This is a genomic window from Thermopolyspora sp. NPDC052614 (genome assembly GCF_040678635.1).
Taxonomy (GTDB): domain Bacteria; phylum Actinomycetota; class Actinomycetes; order Streptosporangiales; family Streptosporangiaceae; genus Thermopolyspora.
The window spans coordinates 69,111-82,955 of record NZ_JBFATZ010000028.1 but is presented as its reverse complement, the minus strand read 5'-3'; the positions used below and the strand labels follow the sequence as shown (position 1 = coordinate 82,955).

General features: G+C 72.1%; 12 protein-coding genes. 3 read left to right on the top strand and 9 right to left on the bottom strand.

Annotated features, from left to right (window positions below):
- Window positions 1-92: 92 nt before the first annotated feature.
- From AB0K60_RS35270 to AB0K60_RS35245, 6 genes are all read right to left on the bottom strand, one after another.
- Window positions 93-1,676 carry a HAMP domain-containing sensor histidine kinase gene (locus tag AB0K60_RS35270; RefSeq protein ID WP_364065369.1) on the bottom strand — a complete coding sequence of 528 codons (1,584 nt, stop codon included), beginning with the start codon at window positions 1,674-1,676 and terminating at the stop codon, window positions 93-95.
- 6 nt (window positions 1,677-1,682) lie between these two features.
- Window positions 1,683-2,396, bottom strand: coding sequence for a response regulator transcription factor (locus AB0K60_RS35265; protein ID WP_364065366.1), 714 nt, complete (start codon window positions 2,394-2,396; stop codon window positions 1,683-1,685).
- A gap of 103 nt (window positions 2,397-2,499) precedes the next feature.
- Window positions 2,500-3,123, bottom strand: coding sequence for a hypothetical protein (locus AB0K60_RS35260; RefSeq protein ID WP_364065364.1), 624 nt, complete (start codon window positions 3,121-3,123; stop codon window positions 2,500-2,502).
- Between the two features lie 45 nt (window positions 3,124-3,168).
- Window positions 3,169-4,458 carry an ABC transporter permease gene (locus AB0K60_RS35255; RefSeq protein ID WP_364065361.1) on the bottom strand — a complete coding sequence of 430 codons (1,290 nt, stop codon included), beginning with the start codon at window positions 4,456-4,458 and terminating at the stop codon, window positions 3,169-3,171.
- Entirely contained in the window at window positions 4,455-5,234 is a 780-nt protein-coding gene (locus AB0K60_RS35250) for an ABC transporter ATP-binding protein (RefSeq protein WP_364065358.1), read from the bottom strand. The genes AB0K60_RS35255 and AB0K60_RS35250 overlap by 4 nt, the downstream gene beginning before the upstream one ends.
- Entirely contained in the window at window positions 5,231-6,454 is a 1,224-nt protein-coding gene (locus AB0K60_RS35245) for an HlyD family efflux transporter periplasmic adaptor subunit (RefSeq protein WP_364065356.1), read from the bottom strand. The genes AB0K60_RS35250 and AB0K60_RS35245 overlap by 4 nt, the downstream gene beginning before the upstream one ends.
- Before the next feature lie 187 nt (window positions 6,455-6,641).
- Here AB0K60_RS35245 and AB0K60_RS35240 point away from each other — a divergent pair, with 187 nt between their 5' ends.
- Window positions 6,642-8,480, top strand: coding sequence for an efflux RND transporter periplasmic adaptor subunit (locus AB0K60_RS35240; RefSeq protein ID WP_364065354.1), 1,839 nt, complete (start codon window positions 6,642-6,644; stop codon window positions 8,478-8,480).
- A gap of 27 nt (window positions 8,481-8,507) precedes the next feature.
- Here AB0K60_RS35240 and AB0K60_RS35235 read toward each other — a convergent pair whose 3' ends face one another.
- The 3 genes from AB0K60_RS35235 to lhgO form a co-directional block, all read right to left on the bottom strand.
- Window positions 8,508-10,148: a HAMP domain-containing sensor histidine kinase gene (locus tag AB0K60_RS35235; protein ID WP_364065351.1), complete on the bottom strand. Its 1,641-nt coding sequence runs from the start codon at window positions 10,146-10,148 to the stop codon at window positions 8,508-8,510.
- 91 nt (window positions 10,149-10,239) lie between these two features.
- Window positions 10,240-10,962: a response regulator transcription factor gene (locus tag AB0K60_RS35230; protein ID WP_364065349.1), complete on the bottom strand. Its 723-nt coding sequence runs from the start codon at window positions 10,960-10,962 to the stop codon at window positions 10,240-10,242.
- 33 nt (window positions 10,963-10,995) lie between these two features.
- On the bottom strand, window positions 10,996-12,195 hold the full coding sequence (gene lhgO, locus AB0K60_RS35225) for an L-2-hydroxyglutarate oxidase (RefSeq protein ID WP_364065431.1): 1,200 nt from the start codon (window positions 12,193-12,195) through the stop codon (window positions 10,996-10,998).
- A 187-nt stretch (window positions 12,196-12,382) separates the two neighbouring features.
- Between lhgO and AB0K60_RS35220 the strand changes: the two genes are divergently transcribed.
- Both AB0K60_RS35220 and AB0K60_RS35215 read left to right on the top strand, forming a co-directional pair.
- A complete protein-coding gene (locus AB0K60_RS35220) occupies window positions 12,383-12,745 on the top strand; it encodes a hypothetical protein (RefSeq protein WP_364065347.1) in 363 nt (120 codons plus the stop codon).
- A gap of 271 nt (window positions 12,746-13,016) precedes the next feature.
- Entirely contained in the window at window positions 13,017-13,838 is an 822-nt protein-coding gene (locus tag AB0K60_RS35215; protein WP_364065344.1) for an SGNH/GDSL hydrolase family protein, read from the top strand.
- Window positions 13,839-13,845: the final 7 nt, after the last annotated feature.

Here is a 13,845-nt window from a genome sequence, read left to right as displayed (position 1 = left end):
ATGGTGCGAAGGGATAGCGCTTCACGATCGGGACTCCTACGCGTCGAACCGGAGGGCCTCGGTGGATCCATCTCAATTCATCCGGCTCCAAGTCACCTGCGGTCTTTCTGAGAGTCCGCTGTCAACACCCCCGGCTCCGCCGCGGTGATCGGGTGAGGGGGTATGTGGTCGGTGGAACGGCCCTGTGCGGGGAGGCGGACCTGGAAGGTGGTGCCCTGGCCGGGGGCGCTGGTGACGGTGATCGTGCCGTCGTGGGCCTGGACGAGGGCGGCGGCGATGGGGAGGCCGAGGCCGGTGCCGCCGGATTCGGTACGGCTGCGCGCGGGGTCGGCGCGGTAGAAGCGTTCGAAGACGCGCTCGGTGTCCTCGGGGCTCATGCCGGGGCCCTCGTCGGCGACCTCGATGACGACCTCGCCGGACGGGCTCGCGCCGACGCCGATGCGGAACGGGGTGCCGGGCGGGGTGTGCCGCAGGGCGTTGCCGACCAGGTTGCCGATGACCTGGCGGAGGCGGGGCTCGTCGCCGATCACGACGAGGGGGGTGTCGGCGCCGTCGAGGCGGATCAGGTCGATCTCGCGGTCGGGGGCGAGCATGCGGGCGTCGAGGACGGCGCCGGCGGCGAGGGCGAGCACGTCCACGGGATGGCGCAGCAGGGGCCGTTGCCGGTCGAGGCGGGCGAGCAGCAGCAGGTCGTCGACGAGCAGGCCCATGCGCCGGGCCTCGTCCTCGATGCGGCGCAGCAGGCGGGACGCCGTCGCCAGGTCGGCGGCGCCCTCCTGGCGGAACAGCTCGGCGAAGCCGCGGATCGACGTCAGCGGGGTACGCAGCTCGTGGGAGGCGTCGGCGACGAACCGGCGCATGCGGTCCTCCGAGCGGCGGGCCTCCACGGCCGAGCGGCGGGCCGACTCGGCGGCCTCGCGGGCGGCGGCCTCGGACGCCTCGCGCGCCCGGAACGCCGCCTCGATCTGGGTGAGCATGCCGTTGATCGCCGCGCCGAGGCGGCCCATCTCGGTACGGCGATGCCGCGCGGGCACCCGCCGGGACAGGTCGCCGCCCGCGATCGCCTGGGCCGTGGTCTCGATCTCGGTCAGCGGGCGGAGGCTGCGCCGTACCAGCCAGTGACCGGCGAAGGCGAGGATGAGCAGCACGCCCGCGCCCACGCAGACGACGATGACGGCGAGGCGGGAGACGGTGTTCTGCACGTCGGTGAGGCCGACCGCGATCACCTTGGTGCCGCCGTCGTCTTCGGCGACGGCGACGGCCCGCCACGTCGAGCCGGAGGGGGACTCCACGGTGAAGGGCCTGCCCCCGAGCGCGGCGGTCTCGTCGGCGGACAGGCTCAGGTTCGGGAGGTCGGCGTTCGGGGGCTCGGAGACGGTGTGGTCCACGCGTCCCTGGGCGTCCAGGATCACGACGTAGTAGGCGCCGGGGGCCCGCTGGGGGCGGACCGTGACCCGTCTGAGGTTGTCGAGCGGCGGCTCGGGGGGCGGGCGCACCGCGCTCGCCATCTCCAGGTTCCTGTCCACGCGGGCCACGAGGTAGCCGTGCAGGAGCTCGATGGCGGCCCCGCCGGTCAACATGATCGCCAGGGTGACGAGCAGCAGCGTGCCCGCGACCAGCCGCAGCCACAGCGGGGTACGGGCCGCCGACCTGCGCAGCACCCTGATCGGTTTCATCGCGCGTCAGGTGCGGGGGGCGCGTAGCACGTAGCCCACGCCGCGGAGCGTGTGGATCAGCCGCGGGTCCACGGTGTCGATCTTGCGGCGCAGGTAGGAGACGTACGATTCCACGACGTTGCGGTCGCCGCCGAAGTCGTAGTTCCACACGTGGTCGAGGATCTGCGCCTTCGACAGGACGCGGCCCGCGTTGAGCATGAAGTAGTGCAGAAGCTTGAACTCGGTGGGCGAGAGCCGTACCGGCTTGCCCGCCCGCCACACCTGGTGGCTCTCCTCGTCCATCTCCAGGTCGGCGACCTGGAGCCGGGCCGGGCTCAAGTGCTCCCCCCTGGTACGGCGCAGCACGGCCCGGATGCGGGCGAGCATCTCCTCCAGGCTGAACGGCTTGGTCACGTAGTCGTCCGCCAGCCCCAATCCGGCGATCTTGTCCTCGGTGGCGTCCCGCGCCGTGAGGAAGACGACCGGGACGCGCCGCCCCGCCGACCGCAGCCGGTTGATCACGGCGAAGCCGTCCAGGTCCGGCAGCATCACGTCGAGCACCACCAGATCCGGCCGGGTGCGCTCGGCGAGTTGCACGGCGTCACGCCCGTCCGCCGCCGTGATGACGTCGAATCCGGCGTACCGCAGGCTGGCCGAGAGCAACTCCCTGATGTTCGGCTCGTCATCGACGACCAGCAGCCGCCCCTCGATCTGCCGCTCGCTACCGTCCCCGCTGGTCATCGTGGAACTCCTCTCCTCGCTCCCGCTCGCCGCCCGGCTCGCTCCCGGCCGCCGGACGCCACGCCTCGGGAGGCACCGGCGCGGCCGGGTGTCGGACATCGCACTAGCCGCCGTTACCCGTCCCGCCGCCGATCCGTCCGCCGCCGAAGCCGCCTCGGAAGCCCGCGCCGCCCTGGCTGACGGAGGTGGCGTTGACGACGCCGTCGGCGGTCCGCTCGCCCTGGACGACCACGGTGCCACCTTGGTCGAGGTCGGCGACCTTGCCCGTCTTCGTCACCTGGATCCGGGTGTCGCCGCTGGTCTGGACGGTGATTGTCTCGCCCTGCGCCGTCTCGACGTAGATCTTGTCGCCGTCGATCCGCTTGACCGTGCCGATCGTCGCGTTGCCGTAGCCGCCGCCGAACCCCCCCTGGCCGGGGCTCCGACGACCGGTCGCCCCCTGCCCGGCTCCCGTCCCGCCGGCCTGGCCGCCCTGCCCGACGGCGACGGCCCCGCTCTGGCGTGCCCCGGTGGTGCCGCCGAAGGTCTTCTGCACCTGGATGCCGATGATCACGCCGGCCACGAGGATCACGCCCGCGCCCAGGGCCATCGTCAGCTTCGACATCCCGCCGCGGCGCGGCGCGGCGGCCAGTTCGGCGTCGAGGTCGCCGCCGAACGGCGAGGCGTCCAGCGCCCCCTCCGCCGACGCTTCCGCCCCCTGGTACGGCTTGCGCCTGGTCACGCTCATCTGTCCGAATCTCTCCCTGCTGATCGACGGCATCGGCCGTATGCGTCATTCGTGGCGAAGGGCCTCGATGGGCCGCAGCTTCGCGGCGCGGTTGGCCGGATAGCTGCCGAAGAACAACCCGATCGCCACCGACACCCCGAGCGCGAGGACGATCGACGAGGGCACGATCACGGGCGTCACCCCGGCGATCGTGAACCGGCTGCCGAGCACCCCGATCGCGACCCCCAGCAGGCCCCCCGCGAGGCTGAGCATCGTCGCCTCGGCGAGGAACTGGCCGAGGATGGCGCTGCGGGGCGCGCCGATCGCCTTGCGGATGCCGATCTCCCGGGTCCGCTCGGTCACGGTCACGAGCATGATGTTGGTGATGCCGATGCCGCCGACGACGAGGCTGATCGCGGCGACGGCGGCGAGCAGCACGGTGAAGGTGCCGACGGCGGCGCTCACCGTCTCCTGCAGGCTCGCCTGGTTCTGGATGCGGTAGTCGGCGGTGGCCGCGCCGGTGATGCCGTGCCGTTCGTTGAGGATCGTGGTGATCTCCGCCTCGGCCTGGTCCACCACGTCGCCGCCGCGGGCCTGCACGACGATCTGGTTGAGCGAGCCGAATCCGGTCAGGCTCTGCTGCACGGCGGGCAGCGGCGCGATGACGATGTCGTCGCCGTCCTGCGCGCCCTGCGATCCGATCTCCTTCAGCACCCCGACGACGGTGAACGGCACGCCCGTGATGTTGATCTGCTTGCCGACCGGATCGACCTGCCCGAACAGGGCCTCGGCGACGGTCTGCCCGATCACCACGATCTTGCGGGAGGCGAGCACGTCGTCGTTGACGAAGTAGGACCCCTTCGCCACCGGCTTGTTCGTCGCCTCGAAATAGCTCGGGTACGTCCCGACGAGCTGGCCGATCGAGTGGCTCGCCCCCTCGTACGTGGCCGTCTGGGATGTCGCGGTCACCACCGGGGAGACGCTCTTGACCGACGGCGCGGACTCGGGGTCGGCGAGCGCCCGCGCGTCGGCCAGGCTCAGCGGCTTGGCCTGGGTACGCGGCCCGGTGGCCGTCCGCCCGGCCCCCGCGCCTCCGCCGAAGCCCCCCAATCCGCCCAAGCCGCCCAATCCGCCCCCGCGTACCCCGCCGCCGGCGAAGGACTGGGAGACCGTGAGCGTGTTGGACCCCAGCCGGGCGATGTTCGCCGTGATCGCGTCCGACGAGCCCTGGCCGACCGCGACCAGCAGGATCACGGCCGCCACACCGATGAGGATGCCCAGCATGGTGAGCCCGCTGCGCAGCTTGTTGGCGAGCAGCCCGCGCGACGCGAATCGCAGAATCTCCAAGGCGCTCATCGGCCACCCGGCTCCTGCAGTCCCGTGACGGGCACCCGCATGACGGCATGCCGTCGCCGGGGCGGCGGCCCGTCCACCTCCGCCTGCCTGCGGTCCTCGACGATCTCGCCGTCCACCAGGCGGATGACGCGCTTGGCGTGCGCGGCGACGTCGTCCTCGTGGGTGATCAGGACGATCGTGCGTCCCGCCTCGCTGAGCCGGTCCAGGACGTCGAGCACGTCGGCGGTGGCCTTGGTGTCGAGGTTGCCGGTGGGCTCGTCGGCGAGCAGCAGCGCCGGGGCGGTGACGAGCGCCCGCGCGACGGCGACGCGCTGCTGCTGGCCGCCGGACAGCTCGTTGGGCTCGTGGTGCACCCGGTCGGCGAGCCCCACCTGTTCCAGGGCGGCCAGGGCCCGGCGGCGTCGCTCGGCCGGTTTGACCCCGCCGTACGCCAGGGGGAGTTCGACGTTGGCGAGCGCGCTCATGCGCGGGATCAGGTTGAACGACTGGAACACGAAGCCGATCTTGCGGTTGCGCAGCAGGGCGAGGCGGCGGTCGTCGAGTCGGCCGACGTCGGTGCCGTCGATCAGGTAGCGTCCGCCGGAGGGCACGTCCAGGCAACCGAGGATGTTCATGAGCGTGGACTTTCCGGAGCCGGACGCGCCCATGATCGCCACGTAGTCGCCCTTCTCGACGGTGAGCGAGACCCCGCGCAGGGCGCGCACCTCGGTCTCGCCCCTGCCGTACACCTTGGTGACCTCGCGCACGTCGAGTACGGGGGCCGTGGGGCCGCTCATCGGCCGCCTCCGCCGAACACGCCGGCGCCTCCGGCGGGGACGCGGATGCCTCCGGTGCCACCGCGGAGTCCTGCACCGCCACCGCCGAGGCCCGGGAAGCCGCCGCCCTGGCTCCCGTTGGTCTGGGTGAGCCGCCGGACCACCTGGTCGCCCTCGTTCAGGCCGGACTTGATCTCGGTGAGCGTGTCGCCTTTGACGCCGATCTCGACGCGTCTGGGCGTCTCGACGCCGTTCTCCAGCACGGTCACCGTGCTCTGCCCGCCCGCCGTGGTGACCGCCGAGGTGGGCACGGCCAGCACGTCCTCGGCCTGGTCGACGACGACCTGCACGGTCGTCGTCTGGCCGAGCCGTACCTGGTCGGGCACCTCGGTCATGGAGATCGTCACGGCGTACTGCACGACGTTGTTGCTGGTCCGCGCCACCGGGTCGATGAGGCTGACCTTGCCTTGCGCGGTGACGCCGGTCAGCGCGTCGAAGGTGAACGTGGCCGCCTGACCGGGCTTGAGCCGGGTGACGTCCGCCTCGGTGAAGTCGCCGACGATCTGCAGCTTGTTCGGATCGGCCAGCTCGATGAAGCCGCCGGACCCGCCCGAACCGGACGAGCCCGAGGATCCCGACGCGCCCGCCCCGCCGCCGCCGCTGCCGCCGCCGCCGGAACTCCCCGACGTACCGGAGGAACCGGATGAGGACGCGCTGGACGAGGAGGACCCGCTGGACGAGCCGCCGACCGTGCCGTTGACCGCCGTGACCGTGCCCGCGAACGGCGCTTTGAGCACCGTCCCGGCGAGCGCGCGGCGCGCCTCCCGGTAGGCGTTGCGGGCGCTGATGTACTCCGCGTACCCGGCCGCGGTGTCGGTGTCCCCGTCCTCGGCCGCGTCCAGCGACGCCTTGGCGGCGTCCAGGCTCTCCCGCGCGGCGGTGTCGTCCAGCCGCGCCAGCACCTGCCCCTTCTTGACCTGGTCCCCCGGCTCCACGTAGATCTTCTCCACGGTTCCGCCGGTCCCGAAGCCCAGCGCCCGGGTCTTCGCGCTCTCCACCGCCCCCGAGGCCGACACCGTGGCCAGCACCGTGCCCCGCGTGACCCGGGTGACCTGCCCAGTCGTCGTGGGCTCCTGCGACTCCCCGTTCAGGGAGGCGTAGGCGACCCCGGCCCCGGCCACGAGGAGCACCGCGAGCACCCCGTTGACCAACAGCGCCCTGCGCTTCGTCGACAACTTCACGGTCCCCGACTCTGCTACGGCGCGCTGGGACCCACCTCAGCCGTTCCTGAGGGTTTCCTGACAATAGAAGATCTCGTGTCGCGCCCGGCATGGCGACGCTGATGAGAGGGGCCGCGACCGGCGATTGACAGGAAACTCTCAGGCTCACCGCAGCCTGGGGTCACGTGGTCTCGGCAGCATGTCGGCCATGAGATCGCCTGGTTCGTCCGCCGTGGTGAGGATTGGAGTCATCGTCCTCGTCGGCGTCGTCATTGTGAGCGCCGGCCTCCTGTATCTCAGCAGTGGGGGCTCGCCGCCGGAGGCGCGGATCGAACTGGTCTCGGCCAAGCGTGGCACGGTCAGTTCGGTGGTGTCCGCCGCCGGGACCACCGTCGACGCGAACCAGCGCGAGCTCGCCTTCGGGGCCGATGGCGGCGTCGAGAAGGTCTATGTCAAGGTCGGCGACAAGGTGGACGCGGGGCAACTGCTCGCCAAGATCGACGATACGGCGGCGCGCGAGCAGTACGAAGAGGCGAAGGCGAAGCTCGCCGCGGCGGAGGAGAACCTCGAGAACGTGCAGAACGGCACGAGCGGGGGTGCGACCGTTCAGCCGGCCGCCTTCGTGGTGAGCGAGTACGGCGGGTCTCCGAATCCGGGCCCGTCCGCCACGCCCGAGGTCACGCGTACGGTGACCGCGCGGAGCACCGTGACCGTCACGGCCACGCCGCAGAACGTGAAGACGGTGACCGCGAGGCCCACCGCCACCAGGACGGTCACCGCCACGCCGACGAAGTCCGTAGCGGCCGAACCACGCAAGACCGTGACCGTCACCCCGACGGTGACCGTCACGGCGACGGCGCCGAATCCCAAGCCGACGGCCACCGTCACCGTCACGGCGACCCCCACGGTCACCGTGACGGCCACTCCCACGGTCACGGTGACCGCCACTCGCACGGTCATCGTGACCGCCGCTCCGACCGCCGCTCCGACCTCCGCACCGACCGCGACCTCGTCGCCGCCGGGCGGTTCTCCCCCTGTTTCCTCGCCCAGTGCGGGCGCCCCTGGTGGCGGCGGTTCCGCCGCTCCCTCGGCGACCCCCAGCGCCCGGCCGTCCACCACCGCCTGCCCGTCGAGCGGAGGGACGGGTGCGGGCGCCACCCTCAGGGGAGGGTCGGGCGCCACCGCGGCCTCGGCGGCCCCGGCCGCGTCCACGGCCTGCCCAAGCGCCCGGCCGAGCAACAATGGCCAGGGTCAAGGCAAGGGCCAAGGGCAGGGTGCCAAGGGTTCCCCCGGCGCGGGCGGCGCGTTCGGTGGCGGCGCCGGCGGCGCGAGCGGCGGCGGCCGTACCGGCGGGGGCCAGGCGACCAGCGAGGCGCAGGCCGAGGCGGCGGTGACCCAGGCCAAGAACGATCTGGAGGACGCCAGGGAGGCCCTCGCCGGGGTGGTGATCAAGGCTCCGGTCGCGGGCACGATCCTGTCGATCGCCGGTACGGTCGGCACCGACGTCACCGCCGGCGCCACCTTCATCCAGCTCGGCAACCTCGACGAACTCCAGATCAAGGCGATGGTCACACAGTCGGATGTGGAGAAGCTCAAGGTCGGCCAGAGGGCCACGGTGACGCTGGCGACCCGCGCCGGCGAACGCTACGCGGGCAGGGTCACCCACATCGACCCGGTGGCGACCACCTCCGGCGACCTGGTCCAGTACGGCGTCCTGATCGCCTTCAGCCGCCGCCCGCCGGACCTGCTTCTCGGGCAGAACGCCACCATCACGGTGACCGTCGAGGAGTCCGACGACGCCGTCCTCATCCCGGCGCAGGCCGTCCGGTCGCAGTCCGACGGCACCGCCGTCGTCACGGTCGAGACCGGCGGCGGTACGGCGCAGCGCACGGTCAAGGTCGGCGTGCGGGGCGACCAGTACGTCGAGGTCCTCGACGGCCTCCGCGAGGGCGACCGGGTCGTGCTCCCGGGCTCGGCCTCCTCCGGCGGGTTCCCCGACGGCACCTTCCCCGGTCTCGGCGCGAGCCCGTCCCCAACCTCATCGTGACCGCCCGCCCTGCGGCCTAGGTCCCTTTTACGGAGTATCGGGGCCGGACGCGGGGAGCGGGCCGGTGTCCCGCGCCTCCGGGGCCAAGGGGAGGATGACGCGGAAGGTCGCGCCCGCGCCGGGGGCGGTCTCGACGGAGACGGTGCCGCCGTGGGCCGTGACGAGGGCGGCGACGATGGACAGGCCGAGGCCGCTGCCGCCGGAGGGCGCGGGGGCGTCGGAGGTACGGCGGGCGCGGGCGGGGTCGGCGCGGTAGAAGCGCTCGAAGACCCGTTCGGCCTGCTCCGCGGTGAGTCCGGGGCCCTTGTCGCAGACCTCGATGAAGGCGGCGTCGGCGGGGGCTCCCGGAGGGGCGTGGCGGTCCCGGGGGCGGGTGCCGACGCGTACGGTGACCGGGGTGCCGGGCGGGGTGTGGGCGAGGGCGTTGCCGGTGAGGTTGCCGATGACCTGGCGGAGCCGTACCTCGTCGCCGGTGACGATCAGGGCGGCGTCGCCCTCGATGGACAGGGAGATGTCGCGGTCGGGGGCGAGGACCTGGGCGTCGTTGACGGCGTCGGCGGCGAGGGCGAGCAGGTCCACCGGCTGGGTCTGCAGCGGGCGCTGCTGGTCGAGGCGGGCCAGCAGGAGCAGGTCGTCGACGAGCAGGCCCATGCGGGACGCCTGCGCCTCGACGCGGGCCATGAGGCGGACCGGGTCGGCCTCGGGGTTCTGGCGGAAGAACTCGGCGAAGCCGCGGATCGACGTGAGCGGGGTGCGCAGCTCGTGGGAGGCGTCGGCGATGAAGCGGCGCATCCGGTCCTCCGAGCGGCGGGCGGCGGCCTCGGACTCGGCCCGGTCGCGGAAGGCGGTCTCGATCTGGGTGAGCATGGTGTTGAGGGAGCGGGCGAGGCTGCCGACCTCGGTGCGCGAATCGTGGTCGGGCACGCGCAGGCCCAGCCGCCCGGCGGCGATGGCCCCGGCGGTGTGCTCGATCTCGCGCAGCGGTCGCAGGCTGCGCCGTACGATCAGGACGCCGATTCCGGCGAGGACGGCGAGCACGATGCCGCCGACCAGCAGCTCGATCGCGACGAGCCGGACGATGATCTGATCGACGGAGCTGAGGGTGACCGCGGTCTCCACGGTGCCGATGCCGTCGATCCGCGCGGTACGCACGCGCCAGCGGCCGTCGCCGCCGATCGAGCCGACGGTTTCCACGACGTACGGGCGGTCGGGGAAGGCGACCGGCCAGGTGAGGTCCTCGACGGCGGATCCGGCGAGCCGGGAGACGATGACGCCGTCGGGGTCGCGGATGCGGACCAGCGCCTCGGGCGGAATGCGGAGCTGCACGGGCCGGATGATCGCCCGTTCGAGGCGGCGCTCCACGTCCGAGCTGACGACGGCGAGCTGGCGGTCCACGCGGGCGACCAGGTAGTCGCTGAGCACCGAGACGCTGCCGATCCCGAAGACGGTGAGCGCGACGGCGACGAGCGCGAGCATCGCCGCCGTCAGCTTGACCCGCAGCGGCGCGCGCCGGGACAGGGACCGCGCCGCGTTCGTCACGGCTCGCGCGGACAGGCGCGCCTTGATGGGCCTCGGTTTCGCCGCGTACGCGTCGCCCACGCCGGTGCGGCCCGCGCCGTGCAGGCCGGGGTCGTCAGGCGGCAGGGGAAGCCGGGCCGTCGTCGTCATCCGAGTCATCCGGGGTCATCCGGGGTCATCCGGGGTCAATTGAGGCCGTCATCGGAGGATGGGGGGCCGGGTCGGGGCCGGGGCCGGAGGTTCACGACGGTCCTACGGTCGAGGGCTGGCGCAGGACGTAGCCGACGCCGCGCAGCGTGTGGATGAGCCGCGGATCGCGGTTGTCGATCTTCCGGCGGAGCACCGAGACGTACGATTCCACGATTCCGGCGTCGCCGCGGAAGTCGTAGTCCCACACGTGGTCGAGGATCTGCGCCTTCGACAGCACCCGGCCCGCATTGGCCATGAAGTACCGCAGCAGCTTGAACTCGGTGGGCGACAGCGACACCTGCCTGCCGCCACGCCACACCTCGTGGCTCTCCTCGTCCAGCTCGATGTCGTGGAAGGTCAACCGGGGCGGCGGCGTCATCGGGTCCCCCGCCGTACGGCGCAGCACCGCGCGAATGCGGGCGATCACCTCTTCGAGGCTGAACGGCTTGGTGACGTAGTCGTCGCCGCCGAGGGTGAGCCCTCTGATCTTGTCCTCGGTGGCGTCGCGTGCGGTGAGGAAGACGACGGGCGTGTACGTCCCTCCGGAGCGAAGGCGGCGGACCACGTCGAATCCATCCATGTCAGGCAGCATGACGTCGAGCACGATCAGGTCCGGCCGGTGGCGCTGGGCGGCGGAGACCGCGTCGAGACCGCTGGAGGCCGTCTGCACCCCGAATCCGGCGAATCGCAGACTCGCGGCGAGCAACTCCAGGATGTTGGGCTCGTCCTCGACGATCAGCAGGCGCGCTTCAGGCGATTCGGTCACGTCCTCCATAGTGGCGTGTCGCGGATAAGGCCGCCGGAAACTTCAGCTTCTCCCCGGGACCACCGAGGCGATGTGGCGGGCGATGGCGAGGCTGGAGGTCGCGCCCGGGGAGGGCGCGTTGCGCACCAGGACGATGGGGCCGTGCACGTCGATGGCGAAGTCGTCGAGGAGGGTGCCGTCGCGGGCGACCGCCTGGGCGCGGACGCCGCCGGTGGTGCGGGCGAGGTCGGCGGCGGTGAGCGAGGGGACGTAGCGGCGGGCGGCCGACAGGAAGGCCCGCTTGGCGAGCGAGCCGTACACCTCGCGGACGCCGGTGCGCCAGTGGCGGCGGGCGAGCCGCCAGGTCCCCTCCCAGGTCACGATTTTTCGGATATCTCGGAGTTTGATGGAGCGCCAGGAGTACCCCTCGTACGCCAGCGCCATCACCGCGTTCGGGCCCACCAGCACCTCGCCGTCGATGCGGCGGGTCAGGTGCACGCCGAGGAACGGGAAGCGAGGGTCGGGGACGGGGTAGATCAGGCCGCGGACCAGGTCCTTGGCGGCTCCGGCCAGCCGGAAGTACTCGCCGCGGAACGGGACGATGCGGACGTCTCCCGGCCGCCCGGCCATCTCGGCGACCGCGTCCGTGCCGAGGCCGGCGCAGCAGACCACCCGGTCGAACACCTGCCGGGAGTTCCCGGCGAGGATCTCGACGCCGCCGCCGCGCTCGCGCAGGCCGCGCACCGCAGCGCCGAGCCGTACGGCGCCGCCGAGGTCGGCCACGTCCCGCGCCAGGCGGCGGGCGACGGCGGGGAAGTCGACGATCGCGGTGTGCGGCGAGTGCACGGCCCCCACGCCGACCGCGTACGGCTCGACCTCGCGCAGCCCGATCGCGTCCAGCTCGGCGATGCCGGGCACGCCGTTCTCGCGGGCGCGCTCGGCCAGCCGCCGCAGCCCCGCCCGCTCGGCCCGGGTGGAGGCGATCACCAGCTTGCCGACCTCGTCGTACGGGATGCCGTGCTCGGCGCAGTACTCGCGCAGCATGGCCACGCCGTCCCGGCACAGCCTCGCCTTGAGCGAGCCCGGCGTGTAGTAGATCCCGGCGTGCACGACCCCGCTGTTGTGCCCCGTCTGATGCGCGGCGACCCGATCCTCCTTGTCGAGCACCGTCACCTGGGCGCCCCGCGTCCGCGCGAGCTCCCGCGCGACCGCCAGCCCCACGATCCCGGCCCCCACCACGGCGATCTTCTCGCTCGGGCGCACGCTCGCCGGTCCCGTCGGACCGGTGCCCTCGCCCGGGTCGCCGGGGCGCTCGGCGGACTGCTCGCTGTCGTCACTCACAGTGCGCCATTGTTCTAGTTTTGAACGGCTTCCGCCAGGAAACCGGCGACCTTCCCGCTGAACTGGACAGATAGCCATAAATCGAACACTTCATCGATACACTGGGGGCGTGTATGTGCCTCCTGGATGGCCGTCCGAGGTCCGCCCACCCGGCACCCCCGACTGGGAGGTGTCGGCGGTCTCCTGGCTCCTCGACGCCGTACCTCCCGACTACCGCGCCTACGGCGTGCTGCGCCGCCACCCCCTCGCCCTGGCCCGCATGGCCCGCTACCACGTGCGCTCCAACATCGAGGCCGCCCGCACCGGCTACCGCCGCGCCGCCGTCGATCTCAAGGACCACCTCCCCCCGCACGCCATCGAGGCCGTCCACGACGCCTATCGACGCGAGGGCCCCCGCCTGATCCGCCTCGCCGAGGCCATCGACCTGGTCGAACACGCCCTGCGCGGCGAACCTTTCACTCCCCGAATGTGATTCATTCGGTTTTATCGCGCCAAGGTCGCGCAATCTTCCGGGTGAAATCCCCTTGTCAACGGCCAATCCATCCAGAGCGTCACCGAACGCTGACAAAAATGCTTACTCCGCCGAACAACCGAATGTATCAATCCCGTTCGCGGGCGTTTACGATGTCCGCATGAGACGATCTTTGGCCGTTCTCACGATCGGCGCTCTATGCGTTCTTCCCGTGACGGCGACCTCCGCCTCGGCCGCCACCGAAACAGCGAGGTCACTCGATGTGGTGGCCATGGGAGACTCCTTTGGCTCCGGCACCGGCGCCGGCGACTACCAGGAGGGGACGGCGGGCAACTGCTTCCGCAGCGCGAATTCATATTCCGAGGTGGTCGTCAAGAAACTCCGGGAGCGCGGCAGGCGCGTCAATTTCACGAACGTCACGTGCAGCGGCTCGGCCATCTCGACGCTGCGGCAATCCTTCAAGGGTGAGAGTCCCCAGTTCGACGCGCTGAAGTGGGGCACCGACCTGGTATTGCTGAGCATCGGCGGCACCGACATCGGCTTCGCCGGGTACGGCGGCGTCTGCATACAGGCGGACTGCTCGGGCGAGCCCACCCGCGCCATCCTCGACGCCATGCCGCAGATGGGCGAGAACCTGACGACCTTGCTGCGCGACATTCAGGAGCGCAGCCCACGCGCCAAGATCATTCTCACCGGGTACGGCCGGCCGCTCACCGCGGGCCCCAACGCCGAGGGCGTACAACACGACCCGATCTGCGACCCCGCCGTGTTCACCCCCGAGGAGCGGCGGCAGGGCAACACGGTCCTTGAGCGGGTCGATGCGACACTGCGAAGCGCGGCCGACGCCGCCCGCGCCCAGGACGTCAACGTCGACTTCGTGAGCCCCTTCATCGACTCCGTGCGACTGCAGCCCTCGTTCGAGGGCCACGCGCTGTGTGAAAGCGGGGCCCCCTTCTACCGCGGTCTCGACGCCCTCGGCCAGGAGGGCCCCGAGGCGATCCTGCACCTCAACCGGGCCGGCCAGGCCGCCCTCGCCGACCTCGTGCGGCGCAACGTGCCCCCCAGCCTCGGGCACGGCGGCTTCCTCCCCTGAGTCTCAG